The 11,740-nt window shown below is 70.9% G+C and carries 18 protein-coding genes; 10 read left to right on the top strand and 8 right to left on the bottom strand.

The window, feature by feature from the left end:
• Positions 1–182 (bottom strand): hypothetical protein (locus EZ216_RS14785; protein WP_135250546.1); only part of this gene is annotated, 182 nt, incomplete at its 3' end.
• A 19-nt stretch (positions 183–201) separates the two neighbouring features.
• Entirely contained in the window at positions 202–552 is a 351-nt protein-coding gene (locus tag EZ216_RS14780) for a PA2779 family protein (protein WP_135250545.1), read from the bottom strand.
• 210 nt (positions 553–762) lie between these two features.
• Between EZ216_RS14780 and EZ216_RS21460 the strand changes: the two genes are divergently transcribed.
• Together EZ216_RS21460 and EZ216_RS14775 are read left to right on the top strand one after the other, a co-directional pair.
• Complete coding sequence (locus EZ216_RS21460; RefSeq protein WP_167772932.1) at positions 763–903, top strand: hypothetical protein; 141 nt, start codon at positions 763–765, stop codon at positions 901–903.
• Between the two features lie 67 nt (positions 904–970).
• Entirely contained in the window at positions 971–1,876 is a 906-nt protein-coding gene (locus EZ216_RS14775) for an aminotransferase class IV (protein WP_135250544.1), read from the top strand.
• A 12-nt stretch (positions 1,877–1,888) separates the two neighbouring features.
• Here EZ216_RS14775 and EZ216_RS14770 read toward each other — a convergent pair whose 3' ends face one another.
• Positions 1,889–2,254 (bottom strand): HPF/RaiA family ribosome-associated protein, encoded by a 366-nt coding sequence (locus EZ216_RS14770; RefSeq protein ID WP_135250543.1) that lies wholly within the window; start codon positions 2,252–2,254, stop codon positions 1,889–1,891.
• Between the two features lie 114 nt (positions 2,255–2,368).
• On the opposite strand from EZ216_RS14770, the gene EZ216_RS14765 reads away from it, so the two are divergent.
• On the top strand, positions 2,369–3,037 hold the full coding sequence (locus tag EZ216_RS14765) for an alpha/beta hydrolase (RefSeq protein ID WP_135250542.1): 669 nt from the start codon (positions 2,369–2,371) through the stop codon (positions 3,035–3,037).
• Between the two features lie 89 nt (positions 3,038–3,126).
• Here the strand turns inward: EZ216_RS14765 and EZ216_RS14760 are convergent, their stop codons facing one another.
• Positions 3,127–3,597, bottom strand: a complete 471-nt coding sequence (locus EZ216_RS14760; protein WP_135250541.1) for an SRPBCC family protein — start codon at positions 3,595–3,597, stop codon at positions 3,127–3,129.
• 64 nt (positions 3,598–3,661) lie between these two features.
• On the bottom strand, positions 3,662–4,003 hold the full coding sequence (locus tag EZ216_RS14755; RefSeq protein ID WP_135250540.1) for a hypothetical protein: 342 nt from the start codon (positions 4,001–4,003) through the stop codon (positions 3,662–3,664).
• A 200-nt stretch (positions 4,004–4,203) separates the two neighbouring features.
• Between EZ216_RS14755 and gshA the strand changes: the two genes are divergently transcribed.
• Positions 4,204–5,757, top strand: a complete 1,554-nt coding sequence (gene gshA, locus EZ216_RS14750; protein WP_135250539.1) for a glutamate--cysteine ligase — start codon at positions 4,204–4,206, stop codon at positions 5,755–5,757.
• A 114-nt stretch (positions 5,758–5,871) separates the two neighbouring features.
• Entirely contained in the window at positions 5,872–6,384 is a 513-nt protein-coding gene (locus EZ216_RS14745) for an RcnB family protein (RefSeq protein ID WP_135250538.1), read from the top strand.
• Between the two features lie 19 nt (positions 6,385–6,403).
• Here EZ216_RS14745 and EZ216_RS14740 read toward each other — a convergent pair whose 3' ends face one another.
• From EZ216_RS14740 to EZ216_RS14730, 3 genes are all read right to left on the bottom strand, one after another.
• The gene (locus EZ216_RS14740) at positions 6,404–6,727 is read right to left on the bottom strand and encodes a hypothetical protein (protein WP_135250537.1); all 324 of its coding nucleotides are present in this window, start codon (positions 6,725–6,727) and stop codon (positions 6,404–6,406) included.
• Positions 6,728–6,831: 104 nt separating this feature from the next.
• Positions 6,832–7,749, bottom strand: a complete 918-nt coding sequence (locus EZ216_RS14735; RefSeq protein WP_135250536.1) for an EamA family transporter — start codon at positions 7,747–7,749, stop codon at positions 6,832–6,834.
• Positions 7,750–7,816: 67 nt separating this feature from the next.
• Complete coding sequence (locus EZ216_RS14730; RefSeq protein ID WP_135250535.1) at positions 7,817–8,230, bottom strand: hypothetical protein; 414 nt, start codon at positions 8,228–8,230, stop codon at positions 7,817–7,819.
• Positions 8,231–8,333: 103 nt separating this feature from the next.
• Here EZ216_RS14730 and EZ216_RS14725 point away from each other — a divergent pair, with 103 nt between their 5' ends.
• The 5 genes from EZ216_RS14725 (at position 8,334) to EZ216_RS14705 (ending at position 11,731) form a co-directional block, all read left to right on the top strand.
• A complete protein-coding gene (locus tag EZ216_RS14725) occupies positions 8,334–8,912 on the top strand; it encodes a DUF4142 domain-containing protein (RefSeq protein ID WP_167772931.1) in 579 nt (192 codons plus the stop codon).
• Positions 8,913–9,030: 118 nt separating this feature from the next.
• Positions 9,031–9,228, top strand: coding sequence for a hypothetical protein (locus EZ216_RS14720; protein WP_135250533.1), 198 nt, complete (start codon positions 9,031–9,033; stop codon positions 9,226–9,228).
• A 144-nt stretch (positions 9,229–9,372) separates the two neighbouring features.
• Positions 9,373–10,101 (top strand): tyrosine-protein phosphatase, encoded by a 729-nt coding sequence (locus EZ216_RS14715; RefSeq protein ID WP_135250532.1) that lies wholly within the window; start codon positions 9,373–9,375, stop codon positions 10,099–10,101.
• Between the two features lie 214 nt (positions 10,102–10,315).
• A complete protein-coding gene (locus EZ216_RS14710; RefSeq protein WP_135250531.1) occupies positions 10,316–11,206 on the top strand; it encodes an alpha/beta hydrolase in 891 nt (296 codons plus the stop codon).
• A gap of 63 nt (positions 11,207–11,269) precedes the next feature.
• The gene (locus EZ216_RS14705) at positions 11,270–11,731 is read left to right on the top strand and encodes a hypothetical protein (RefSeq protein WP_135250530.1); all 462 of its coding nucleotides are present in this window, start codon (positions 11,270–11,272) and stop codon (positions 11,729–11,731) included.
• Positions 11,732–11,740 lie beyond the last annotated feature (9 nt).

Below are 11,740 nucleotides of genomic sequence, written 5' to 3'. Positions count from 1 at the left end.
ACGGAGGTGAGTTCGGTGGTCTGCGGCACCCCGGCGGGCCAGTCGGTGCGCAATGCCATGGTCTGCGGCACCAGCTGCGCGCAGCCGGTGGCCAGCACGGCCAGCGCGGCGAGCAGCGCCCGCCGCGCCCATGACGAAAAGCCCGCGCGGGCGCGGGCTTCCTGCGGTTGCAGGACGGTCATTCGGCCTGCGGCCTCGCGATCAGCGGCGGACAGCGAAGTACCAGATCGCCGCGACGATGATGATGGCGGCGATCCAGCCACCGTTGCTCGCGCCGGCCGGGGCGGCGCGCATGTCGCTGGCCAGCTGCGCCACTTCCTGGTCGCTCATGGCGCCCACGCGGTCGCGCGCGGCGAGGGGGTCGACGCCCAGCGATTGCAGCCGCGAAGCGGTGTCGGCGCGCGCCAGCACCTCGAGCACCAGGGCGCGGTCCGTCTGGGCCGTCGCGGGCGCCGCCTTGTCGGCACCGATCATTCCGGCACCGGCCGTCTGGAAGGACAGCGCGAGCAGCGAAACGATCAGGCCACGGCAGGTCATCTTCTTCAAGTTCATCTTCGGGCTCCTAGGGGAGGGTTGTGGAACGCGCGCCGGGGGGAAGGTCCGTGCGCGGGGCCAATATACGCGCGTGTTTCCGTTTTGGGAAAGCCGTCCGCACGGTTGAGTTGCGGGTTTGCGCCCATTGGTCGCGCGTGCGTGCTGCCCCACGGGCCTACCCGTCCGTGGCCTACCCCGCGCGCCGCGCGTGGGCGCTAACTTGGGTGCATGCGAACGGTCCTGACCCTCATGCTGGCCGCCGCGGCCCTGGCCGGTTGCGCGGCGAACACGGATCCGCCCGCCGCCGAGAAGGCGGCCGCGATGGGCTATCACGGCCCGGCCTGGCGAACGCGGAGCCTGGCAGACTAGGCCGCGTCCGGTGGCCGCTGAGCATGCCGCGGCTCGTCCGGGCGCGTGGCTGCGCCAGAATGAAGCGATGGATGACAACGCCACCGACTTCTCCCGCGGCTGCGCCTGGCAGCGCGGCCAGTACGTGCCCATCGCGCAGGCCAGCATCCCGATGACCGACTGGGGCTTCCTGCGATCGGACGCGACCTACGACGTGGTGACGGTGTGGGACGGGGCGTTCTTCCGCCTCGACGCGCACCTGGACCGCTTCTTCGCCAGCTGCGAGAGGTTCAGGCTCGACGCGGGCAAGTCACGCGCGGAAGTGACGGACATCCTTTCGCAGTGCGTGCGGCGCGCGGGCCTGCGCTCTTCGTACGTCGAGATGATCGCCACACGGGGGCAACCTGCCTGGGGCTCGCGCGACCCGCGCCAGGCGGTGAACCAGTTCTACGCGTTCGCGGTGCCGTTCGTGTGGATCGCCAACGAGCAGCAGCGCGAGCGTGGGCTCGACGTCGCCATCAGCCCGGTGCACCGCATCCCGCCTTCCAGCGTGGACCCGCGCGCGAAGAACTACCACTGGAACGACCTCACGATGGGCCTGCTGGGCGCGCTGGACCAGGGCGCGGAATCGGTGCTGCTGACCGATCCCGCGGGCAACGTGGTGGAAGGGCCCGGCTTCAACGTATTCGCCGTGGTGGACGGCGGTCTCGTCACGCCGGCCGAGGGCGTGCTGGAAGGCGTCACGCGCCGCACCGTCATCGAGATGGCGCGCTCGCTCGGCATCCCGGTGCAACTGCGCGCGTTGCCCGCTGCCGAACTGCGCGGCGCGCAGGAAGCTTTCCTCAGCACCTCGGGCGGCGGCGTGCTGCCGGTGACGAAGCTGGATGGCCGCGCGGTGGCGCGGGGACAGGTCGGGCCGGTCACGCGCCGGCTCGTGCAGACGTATTGGGACTGGCACCGCGACCCGAAGTACTCGACGCCGGTCGAGTACTAGGCCGCACGCGCATCACTGCTCCACTTCGCTGGTATCCCTGCGGATCGTGTCGCGGTCCCGGTGGTGGTGGCGGTCCAGCTTGCCCAGCGTGTGCTCCAGCAAATGGATCAGGCGCGTGGTCGCGCCGCGGAAGGCCTCGTCCTGCGAAGGCGCGTAGTGCGTCGCGGCCACGGGGTCGCGGCCCGCGATGCGGGCCTCCAGCGTGCAGCGCTTGTCGTCGGCGCCCTTGCGGCTGCTGTTGGTGTCGCGCAGCTGGACCTCGATCCTCGTGATGTCCTGGGAGAAGCGCGACAGCGACTCGTTGAGGAATTCGCTCGCCCAGCGCTCCAGGCTGTCCTTGTTCTCGATGCCGTTGCTGGTGTTCACCTGAACCTGCATGGGGGAGTCCTTTCGTACTGCGGTCGGCCCAGTGTCGCCAGCCCTGCCGCAAGGGGGTGTAGGACAATGGCGGCCCTCTTCTTCAGGCGGCCCTTGGGGGCCGCGTGCCCAAGCATGAGCCTGCCCGAGAGCATCGAGATCGAGACCGGTCCGGATCCCGACACCGCGGTGATCGTGCTGCACGGCCTGGGCGCCGACGGCAACGACTTCGTGCCCGTCGCCAGCGAGCTCGAGCTGGCCGCCGTGGGGCCGGTGCGCTTCGTCTTCCCTCACGCGCCCGTGATGCCGGTGACCATCAACAACGGTTACCGCATGCGCGCCTGGTACGACATCCTGGGCAGCGAGCTCGTCCGCCGCGAGGATGAAGCGGGCCTTCGCTCATCGCTGGCGCTGGTGGAAGCGCTGCTCGCGCGCGAGAAGTCGCGCGGCATCCCCGCTTCGCGCACCGTGCTGGCGGGGTTCTCGCAGGGCTGCGCGATGGCGCTGCTGGCCGGGCTGCGCCATGCCGAGCGGCTGGCGGGCATCGTCGGCATGTCGGGCTATTTGCCGCTGGCCGCCAGCACCGCGGCCGAGCGGACGGACGCCAATGCGCTGACGCCGGTGTTCATGGCGCACGGCAGCTTCGACAACGTCGTGCCGCTGGAGCGCGGCAAGCAGTCGTGCGATGCGTTGCGAGCGCTGGGCTATGACGTGCAGTGGCACGAGTACCCGATGGCGCACTCGGTGTGCCTGGAAGAGATCCAGGACCTGAACGCCTGGCTGCTCAAGGTGCTGGCTCGATGACGAATGACCTCGCGGCTGCGCCGCTTCGATGACCAATGACGCGGCACGATCCCGCGTTCGTCATTTGTCATTTGTCGTCCGTCATTCCCTCACACTTCGCCGCCGAAACGCTTGGCCAGGTTGGCCAGGTATTTTTCGACCAGCTTTTCGAATTCGCCCTCGACGACGGGCGCCACCACCATCTTCATCAGGCCGGGCAGCGGGACGTTGATCTCGCCGTCGATCTTCAGCTCGAGGTGGGTGGACTTCTTGTTGTCGGTGATCTTCCAGGCGCCGCCGACCAGCGCGTTGCCCACGCCCGGCACCGGCTTCCAGGTGACGGTGCCCTTGGGCTTGCTGCTGGTGTACTTGCTGGCGTAGACGGTCTGGATGTTCACCTGCGCGGTGCCCACCTTTTCCATCTCCCACTTGTAGACGCCGTCGCCCATGTCGGTGAGCTTGTCCACCTTGGGGAAGAACGAGACGGACGTGGGAACGTCCGACAGCACCTCGAAGACTTCGGCCGCCTTGGCCTTGACCTCGAGCTCGTAGCCCATGCTGATGGGGACCGTGATCGCCATGCTCGTCTCCTCTTCGTTGTCGTCGGGCGATTCTGCCAGCGGGCTGCCACCCGCGCGGGAGCGGTCAGGCGCGGCCGGTGCGGGCCTGGCGGAAGGCCTCGGCGCGCTCCAGCGCGGCGCCGGCGGCCTGCACCAGCGTGTCGACCGCGACTTCGGCGCCGCTGGCCGACAGCTGCAGGCCCTGGCGGTAGTAGCGGCTGAACACCTTGCGCGCGTTGGCGGCGTTGCGGCGCGTCTCGGCCGACAGCTGCGGGCGGGCCTGTTCGAAGGCGCCGTCCCAGCGGGCCGAAGCGAATTCGCCCAGGCGCTCGCCGCCGGCGCGGTAAGCGTCGATGGCGCCATGCGCGGTGGTGCCGATGGCTTCGATGAACTGGGTGGCGGTGTCGCGGAAGGCGGCGGTGGTCATGTCGGTGGCTCCAAGGATGCGGACAGATGCGATGCGGGCCATTCTGCGCAGCGAACGTAGAGCCGGGTACCTAACACGGCGCCTATTCCTAGAGCCAGGCGTCTAGCGCAGGGCCCAATCCCGCCGCCGGCAGCGGGATTTGCCCAAAGGTGTTAACTTCCGCTCCCCTCCCGCTTCCCCCAAGGGCGAGCCCCGTTTCCATGAGCCGACTGCCTGACGCCCTGAACCGAATGACCCCCGAGCGGCTCCGGGGCATCCGCCGTGGCATCGAGAAGGAAAGCCTGCGCGCCACGGCCGCGGGGGGCCTCGCCCTCACGCCGCACCCGGCCGGGCTGGGCTCGGCGCTGACGCACCCCCACATCACCACCGACTACAGCGAGTCGCAGATGGAGCTCATCACCGGCGTGCACGCCACGCCGGAGACCTGCCTGGAGGAGCTGCTGCGCATCCACCAGTACACGGTGCGCGCGCTGGGCGACGAGCTGATGTGGGTGTCCAGCATGCCGTCCAACCTGCCGGCCGACGAGACCATCCCCATCGGCCGCTATGGCGCTTCCAACGTCGGCCGCGCCAAGAGCGTCTACCGCATGGGCCTGGCGCACCGCTACGGCCGGCGCATGCAGACCATCTCGGGCATCCACTACAACTGGTCGCTGCCCGGCGTGGACAGCGACGAGTACTTCGCGCTGATCCGCAACTTCCGCCGGCACGCGTTCCTGCTGCTGTTCCTGTTCGGCGCTTCGCCGGCGGTGTGCTCGTCCTTCGTCGCGGGCCGCCAGCACGAGCTGCAGCCGCTGGGCGAGGGCACCATGTACATGCCGCACGGCACTTCGCTGCGCATGGGGCGGCTGGGCTACCAGAGCGACGCGCAGGCCAGCCTGGCCGTGAGCTACAACGGCCTGGAAGGCTACGCGGCTTCGCTGTACGAGGCGCTGACTCGGCCTTATCCCGCGTACGAAGCCATCGGCATCGTCAATCCCGGCGGCGAATACAACCAGCTGGCCACCACGCTGCTGCAGATCGAGAACGAGTTCTACGGCCCCATCCGGCCCAAGCGCGTCATCTTCCCCGGCGAGCGTCCGCTGCATGCGTTGCGTGAACGCGGCGTGGAATACGTCGAGGTGCGCCTGATGGACCTGGATCCCTTCGTGCCGGTCGGCATCAAGGCCCAGACCATCCGCTTCCTGGACGTGTTCCTGCTGCACTGCCTGCTGGCCGACAGCCCGCCCGACACGCCGGTGGAGATCGCGCAGATCGGGCGCAACCAGCACCGCACCGCCGCGTACGGCCGCGAACCGGGCTTGAAGCTCGAGCGCGGCCGCGGCGAAGTCACGCTGCTGGACTGGGCCGAAGAGCTGCTGGCCGCCTGCCAGCCCATCGCCGCCGCGCTGGACGCGGTGCATGGCACCAGCGACCATGCCGACGCGGTGCGGTCCGCGCAGTCCATGCTGCAGGACCCTTCGCTGCTGCCTTCGGCCCGCGTGCTCGACGTGATGGAGAAGGACCATGGCGATTCCTTCATCGCGTTCACGCGCGCGCAGTCGCAGCAGGTGAAGGCCAAGCTGCTGTCGCTGCCGTTCAGCGCGGCGCAGCAATCGAAGTTCGACGCGATGAGCCAGCGCAGCCTGGATGAGCAGCGGGAGATCGAAGCGCGCGACTCCATGCCTTTCGAGACGTACCGCCAGCAGTACATCGCGCCCGAAAGGCTGGGCCGGGGCCAGTCCGCCGTCGCGCCCGCGCTCGCCGCGGTCTGATCCGCCGGCCGGAAATCTTTCGTCACACACTGCCGCCGCTTTCCTACAGCGGCAGGTCAACAGTGGCGGCACAGTGCCGTTGTGAAGTTTTCCCATTCGCAACGGAGGAAGAACATGACCCCTCGCAAAAACACGCTCGCGGTGCTGGCCACCGCGCTGGCGCTCGGCTGGGCCGGCGGCCCCGCCTGGGCCGACAAGCCCGACTGGGCCGGCCACGGCCATGGCCACGGCAGGAAGCACAAGGAAGACGACCAGGGCCGGGACGAGCACGGGCGCGACCACCGGCCCGACCGCCGCGATGCGCGCGTCGGCCGCTACTTCGACGACCACGACCGCCAGGTGGTGCGCGTGTACTACGGCGAGCACTACGGCGGCCACAAGGCCTGCCCGCCCGGCCTGGCGAAGAAGCACAACGGTTGCCTGCCGCCCGGCCAGGCCAGGAAGTACGCGGTCGGCCAGCCGCTGCCGCAGGGCGTGGTGCTCTACCCGGTGCCGCAGCCGGTGCTGGTTCAGCTGCCTCCGCCGCCGCCCGGCCACAAGTACGTGCGCGTCGCCGCCGACGTCCTGCTCATCGCGGTGGGCAGCTCGATGGTGGTGGATGCGATCACCGACCTCGCCCGCATGTGACGGGATCGCCCCGGGCCGTTCAAAGCGGCCCGGGCAGGGCCCGCAGCCCGATCCACGCGGCCGCGGTGACGGCCGTGATGGGCACGCTCAGCGCGCTGGGCACGTAGAACAGCATGGACATGACCGGCGAGTCCAGCAGGATCTCCACAGCGCCGCCCAGCGCGTAGAAGAACACGCCCCACGCCAGCCAGCGTTGCACGTAGGTCGGCAGCCAGCGGGCCTGCTCGCGGTTGTAGCGCCAGGCCGCGGCGCGCTCGAACATGTTGCCGCGGTTCACGTCCCTGAACAGCCAGCCGAAGAAGAAGTAGCGGTACAGCAGCGTCAGGAAGGGAAGTTCTTGCACGATGTGCCTCAACGCATCGGAGCGGCCTCCCATCTTTTGCAGCGCGGTGCCCGCGGGCTGTAGGAACTTGCCGCCCGCCCTCGTGAGGCGCCGTCGCGAAAAGCTCAGGCGCCCGCGAACATCGCGGCCAGGCCCGCGAGCACGAGCGCCAGGCCGGCCCTCTCGCGCGGGGTGAGCTTCTCGCGCAGCACGCGGTGCGACACGAGATAACTGAAGACCACTTCCGCCAGCCCCAGCGTGCGGACGTTCGCCGCCGTGGTGAGCGCGAAGGCGGTGAACCAGCCGATGGAAGCGATGGCGCCGGCCGCGCCCGCCGCCACCGAAACGCGCCACGCGCCGGCGATGGCGCGCAGCGACTCAGGCGCGCGCAGCGCGAGCCAGCCGCCGAGCAGCACCGACTGGATCGCCTGCGCGCACAGCACGCCCCACGCGCCGGACAGCCAGGGCGAAACGCCATGCAGCGACAGCGCCGCGCCGCGGTAGCCGACGGCGGACAGCGCGAAGCCGGCGCCGGACGCCAGGCCCCACAGCGCCGCGCTGCCGGTCCAGTCGCGGCGCACCCCGCGCTCTGCCCCGGGCAATGACAGCAGCACCACGCCCGCGGTCGCCGCGGCCATCGCCGCGAGCGTCAGCGCCGCCGGCCATTCGCGCAGCAGCACCGCGCCGAACAGGGCGACCTGCAGCGCATCGGTCTTGGAATACGCCACGCCGATGACGAAGTTGCGCTGCTTCATCGCCGCGAGCAGGAACGCGGTGGCGGCCAGCTGCGCGATGGCGCCCAGCAGCAGCCACAGCAGCCAGGGGAGGTTGAACGAGGGGATGGGCGCGGCGGTGGCCGGCAGCGCATGCAGCACCGCGATCCACAGCGCGGCGAACGGCACGCCGTAGAGGAATCGCGCCAGCGTCGCGCCTAGCGTGCCCGCGCGCGCCACCAGCGACCGCTGGGCCGCGTTGCGCGCGGTCTGGGCGAGCGCCGCCCACAGGACGATGGGGATCCAGAGCCAGGGCAGGGCGGCGTTCATCGGCGCCGCATTGTGGCGTGCGCGCCGGGCCGGGCCATCGCGGCCCGCGACGGCGGCCGTCGCGCCGTCAGCCGGTGCAGCTGGCGCCTTCGGCGCGGCGGAACGAGGTGCCGCGCACCAGCGCCAGCGCGCCTTCGGCGCCCGTGACCTTCAACTCCTCGCCGCGCTTTTCCAGCACCAGCGAACCCACCTTGGTCGCCTGGGTGCGCAGCACGTTGCCGTCGACGCGGCCTTCGATGGTGCGCACGCGGTCCTTGCGGGCCAGCTCGCCTTCGACGTCCTCGTTGCTCTGCCTCAGCCGCAGGCTGAATTCGCGCAGCGGGCCCGCGCCGCACCACAGGCCATCCATGTCGGCGGTCTTGCTCTTCGTTTCCGGCGCCACGTTCCTGCCCGGTGTGTCTTCGCCGGACTGGGCATGCGCGGGAACGTGAAGCAGCGCGGCCAGGCCGAGCAGCAGGGAAGTGAGGGCGGTCGTTCGCATGAAGGCAACCTTAGCATTGCCCGGCGCGGCGGGTGCGTACGCCAAAGCCGCGCTCGCGGCACGCCGGTTGCCGACAGGCGCGCTCTTCCCCCTGGAGTTGCGCATGAGCCGCCTGTCCCGCCGATCGTTCCAATCCCGAATCCTGGCGGCCTTCGCCGTTGCGGGCTCGCTGCCGCTGCTGCCCGGCTGCGCGACGAACCGCGCGCCCGATGCCGAGGCCGGCGCGGGGCCGATGCCGGCCCTCGCCGCGGACGACCGCCAGCTGGCCACGCAGGCAGCCGGCGGCGGCCTTTACGAAGTGGAGGCGGGCCGGCTGGCCGAGGCGCGCGCTTCGCGCCCGGAGGTGCGCAGCTTCGGCCAGATGCTGGTGGAGCAGCACTTGGCCGCCAATGCGGAGCTGGCGTCGCTGCTGCAGGCGCGGGGCATGGCGCCGCCGACCACGGTGCCACCGCGATTCGTGGCGCGCCTGGCCGCCATGGGGAGGCTGTCCGGTCCCGACTTCGACCTGGACTTCGTCAGGACGGCCGGGCTGGAAGACCACGAGGCGCAGATCGCGCTGTTCGAATCGGGCGCGCGCGAGGCGCATGATCCCGCGCTGCGCGCCTGGTTCGGCAACACGCTGCCGGTCCTGCGCAATCACCTCGCGGCCGCGCAATCGCTCGCCGGCGCGATGGTGGGCTGAAGCACCTGCGAGCCTTCCTACACCCGCGTGCCGCGGCCACCGACAGACGCCGTGTGCGCGGCTTCCAGAATGGATTTCGCGGGCTTCGCCCGTCCAACACTCCCAAGGAGCACACACCATGGCATCTTCGAAGTCTTCCAGCGGTTCCAGCCGCAGCGGCGGCAGTGCGGGCGGCCGCGGCAGCCGGGGCCAGGCCAACAGCGGCGCTTCCATGAGCCGCAGCGAAGCCGGCCGCAAGGGCGCCCGCGCCAGCAACCAGAGCAGCCGCGCGCAAAGCGAGCGTTCCTCCGCAACCAAGAGCAGCAAGTCGCGCTGAGCCGCCAGCGCACGAGCCGGGCCCGCCGTCGCGGGCCTTTCTTTTGGGGCCTGCCGCATCTTTTCCCGTGCCGCGTGCCGCCTGCGCAACGGGCGCGGCGGACCGTCGCGGGGCTGTCCGCGGGCAGCGGCGACAATGACGTCCATGTCCGCCGCGCTTCCGCCGTTCTCCAATCCCTCCAACTTCCGCGACCTCGCCGACAACGTGCGCAGCGTGCCGGTGCGCCCGCGCGTGCTGTTCCGCAGCGACCACCTGGGCGCGCTGGACGCCGACGACGCGGGCCAGATCCAGGCCCTGGGGGTGAGGCGCGTGCTCGATTTCCGCGGCGTGAACGAGCGCACCGTGGCCGTGTGCGCGCTGCCGCGGGTGCAGGTGCATTCGCTGGCCATCGAGCCGACCATCGTCCAGGTGCTCGACGAGCTGGTCGCCTCGGGCCACCGGCTCACCGAAGCCGACGTGGTGAGCCACATGCAGGACACCTATCGCGGCTTCGTCCGCGGCAGCACGCACCGCTTCGCCGAGTTCTTCGGGCTGCTGCTCGAATCGGGCGAGCCCACGGTCTTCCACTGCACCGCGGGCAAGGATCGCACCGGCTTCGCGGCCGCGCTGCTGCTGCATGCCCTGGGCGCGTCGCGCGACGAAGTGATCCGCGACTACCTGCTCACCAACGAAAGGCTCAAGCCGCCGTCGTTCGCGTGGCGCGGGCTGGAGCCGGACGTGGGCGCGGTGCTGTGGGGCGTGCGGCCCGAGTTCCTGCAAGCCGCGTTCGAGGCGGTGGAACAGGACTTCGGCGGCCTCGACGCCTACCTGCGCGACGGCCTGCGCATCGGCGCCGCCGAAACCGAAAGGCTGCGCGCGCTTTACTGGCGCTAGACGCGTCCACGCCGCGCGCTCACGCGATCCGCGGCCGTTCTCCTACCCGACACCGCAAGCGCCGACTACACACCGCGGCACGGGCGGGCCGCAGCATGGCATGCAACAACCCGGAAGGCTCCGGGGCGTGCGAGCGATGGGAGAAGGCCATGGCAGTTCCAACAAGGCTGACCGCGCGCAGGCGCGATGACTGCATGCAACGGGAGGACGTGCCATGGGCAAGCTGCTCGTCCCTCTGATCGCGGCCCCCGCCGCACTGGGCGCGGTGCTGTACGGCGCCGCCATCGCCTGGCTCTGGTTCCGCCAGGAGCGCCTGCTGTTCGAGCCCGAACTGCTGCCGGCGGAGGAGCCGCTCTTCACCGATCCCGACGTGCGCGAGTTCGGCGTCGACGTGCCTGGCGCGAAGCTGTCGGTGGCGCAGCTGAAGCTGCCCGACCCGCAGGGCGTGGTGTTCTACCTGCACGGCAACTCGGGCAACCTGCGCAAGTGGTTCGTCGGCCTGGATGCCTTCCGCGAGCTGAACTTCGACGTGGTGATGATGGACTACCGCGGCTACGGCAAGAGCGGCGGCCGCATCGAAAGCGAGGCGCAGCTGCGCGCCGACGTGCGCGCGGTGTGGAACGAGGTGGCCACGCAGTACGAAGGCAAGCGCATCGTCATCTCCGGCCAGTCGCTGGGCACCGGCCTGGCCGCGGGCCTGTCGGCGGAACTGTGCGACGCGGGCTGCACGCCCGACCTCACGCTGCTGATCTCCGCGTACAGCAGCATGCGCGCGGTGGCGGACGAGCACTACCCGTGGGTGCCCAGCCGCGTGCTGCGCTACCCGCTGCAGACGGTGGACCACGCGAGCAAGCTGAAGGGCCCCGTCATCCTGGTGCACGGCGACAAGGACGAACTGATCCCCCATCACCACAGCGAGGCGATCCGCCAGGTGCTGCCGCAGTGCCAGCTGCTGCTGCTGGAAGGCGCGGGCCACTCGGACGTGCACGAGCATCCCTCGTTCCGCCGGCACGTGGCCACCGCGCTGATCGGCCTGGCGGGCCTGGCCGCGGCCCCGGTCTCCTACGCGGCGTCCGGCGCGCCGCCTACACCCGTGGCCGGTTGAGCGACCGAGCATGGAGGCATGCGGTGCCACGCGCGCCGCGCACACGAAGCCACGGAAACCTCCATGACCCACCAGACCCGATCCCCCGAGGGCGTTCCGCGCAAGTCCGCGGACCGTCCCAGCCCCGACGTGGAACGTGACGCCACCGGCGGCCAGCCCGGCGCGCGCGGCCGGGGCGCCGGCGACGAGCAGGGCCAACCGGCTCCCGGCGCGGGCAACTACGCGGGTGACGGCCCCGGCAAGGTGGGCCTCACCAGCGACGAGCAGCGCGACCTGGTCGCGCCCAGCGGCATGAACGAGCGCGACCACGGCGCGGCCGACGACAAGCCCATGGGCGGCGGCAGCGTGAACCTGGACGACGGCGACGAGCTGCGCCCGCGCGGCAACAACGCGCGCACGGGCGGCACGTGGCAGGCGCAAGGCGGCGACGCCGGCGACGTGGGCAAGGCCCCGGGCGCGGGCCTGTCCAACCGCAACGGCCCCCGCGATCCCGGCGCCAAGGACGCCGGCCCGCGCCGCGGCTGACGCGCGGCG

This window comes from Ramlibacter humi (assembly GCF_004681975.1).
GTDB classification, from domain to species: Bacteria; Pseudomonadota; Gammaproteobacteria; order Burkholderiales; family Burkholderiaceae_C; genus Ramlibacter; species Ramlibacter humi.
This window is presented reverse-complemented; position numbering and strand designations above follow the sequence as displayed.

Coding starts and splice junctions, on each gene's coding strand:
- EZ216_RS14760 (WP_135250541.1), bottom strand. CDS start 3,597: ATGGCGATCACGGTCCCCATCAGCATGGGCTACGAGCTCGAGGTCAAG.
- EZ216_RS21460 (WP_167772932.1), top strand. CDS start 763: ATGCGAACGGTCCTGACCCTCATGCTGGCCGCCGCGGCCCTGGCCGGT.
- EZ216_RS14720 (WP_135250533.1), top strand. CDS start 9,031: ATGGCATCTTCGAAGTCTTCCAGCGGTTCCAGCCGCAGCGGCGGCAGT.
- EZ216_RS14705 (WP_135250530.1), top strand. CDS start 11,270: ATGACCCACCAGACCCGATCCCCCGAGGGCGTTCCGCGCAAGTCCGCG.
- EZ216_RS14775 (WP_135250544.1), top strand. CDS start 971: ATGGATGACAACGCCACCGACTTCTCCCGCGGCTGCGCCTGGCAGCGC.
- EZ216_RS14730 (WP_135250535.1), bottom strand. CDS start 8,230: ATGCGAACGACCGCCCTCACTTCCCTGCTGCTCGGCCTGGCCGCGCTG.
- EZ216_RS14770 (WP_135250543.1), bottom strand. CDS start 2,254: ATGCAGGTTCAGGTGAACACCAGCAACGGCATCGAGAACAAGGACAGC.
- EZ216_RS14715 (WP_135250532.1), top strand. CDS start 9,373: ATGTCCGCCGCGCTTCCGCCGTTCTCCAATCCCTCCAACTTCCGCGAC.
- EZ216_RS14765 (WP_135250542.1), top strand. CDS start 2,369: ATGAGCCTGCCCGAGAGCATCGAGATCGAGACCGGTCCGGATCCCGAC.
- EZ216_RS14710 (WP_135250531.1), top strand. CDS start 10,316: ATGGGCAAGCTGCTCGTCCCTCTGATCGCGGCCCCCGCCGCACTGGGC.
- EZ216_RS14725 (WP_167772931.1), top strand. CDS start 8,334: ATGAGCCGCCTGTCCCGCCGATCGTTCCAATCCCGAATCCTGGCGGCC.
- EZ216_RS14735 (WP_135250536.1), bottom strand. CDS start 7,749: ATGAACGCCGCCCTGCCCTGGCTCTGGATCCCCATCGTCCTGTGGGCG.
- EZ216_RS14745 (WP_135250538.1), top strand. CDS start 5,872: ATGACCCCTCGCAAAAACACGCTCGCGGTGCTGGCCACCGCGCTGGCG.
- EZ216_RS14780 (WP_135250545.1), bottom strand. CDS start 552: ATGAACTTGAAGAAGATGACCTGCCGTGGCCTGATCGTTTCGCTGCTC.
- EZ216_RS14755 (WP_135250540.1), bottom strand. CDS start 4,003: ATGACCACCGCCGCCTTCCGCGACACCGCCACCCAGTTCATCGAAGCC.
- gshA (WP_135250539.1), top strand. CDS start 4,204: ATGAGCCGACTGCCTGACGCCCTGAACCGAATGACCCCCGAGCGGCTC.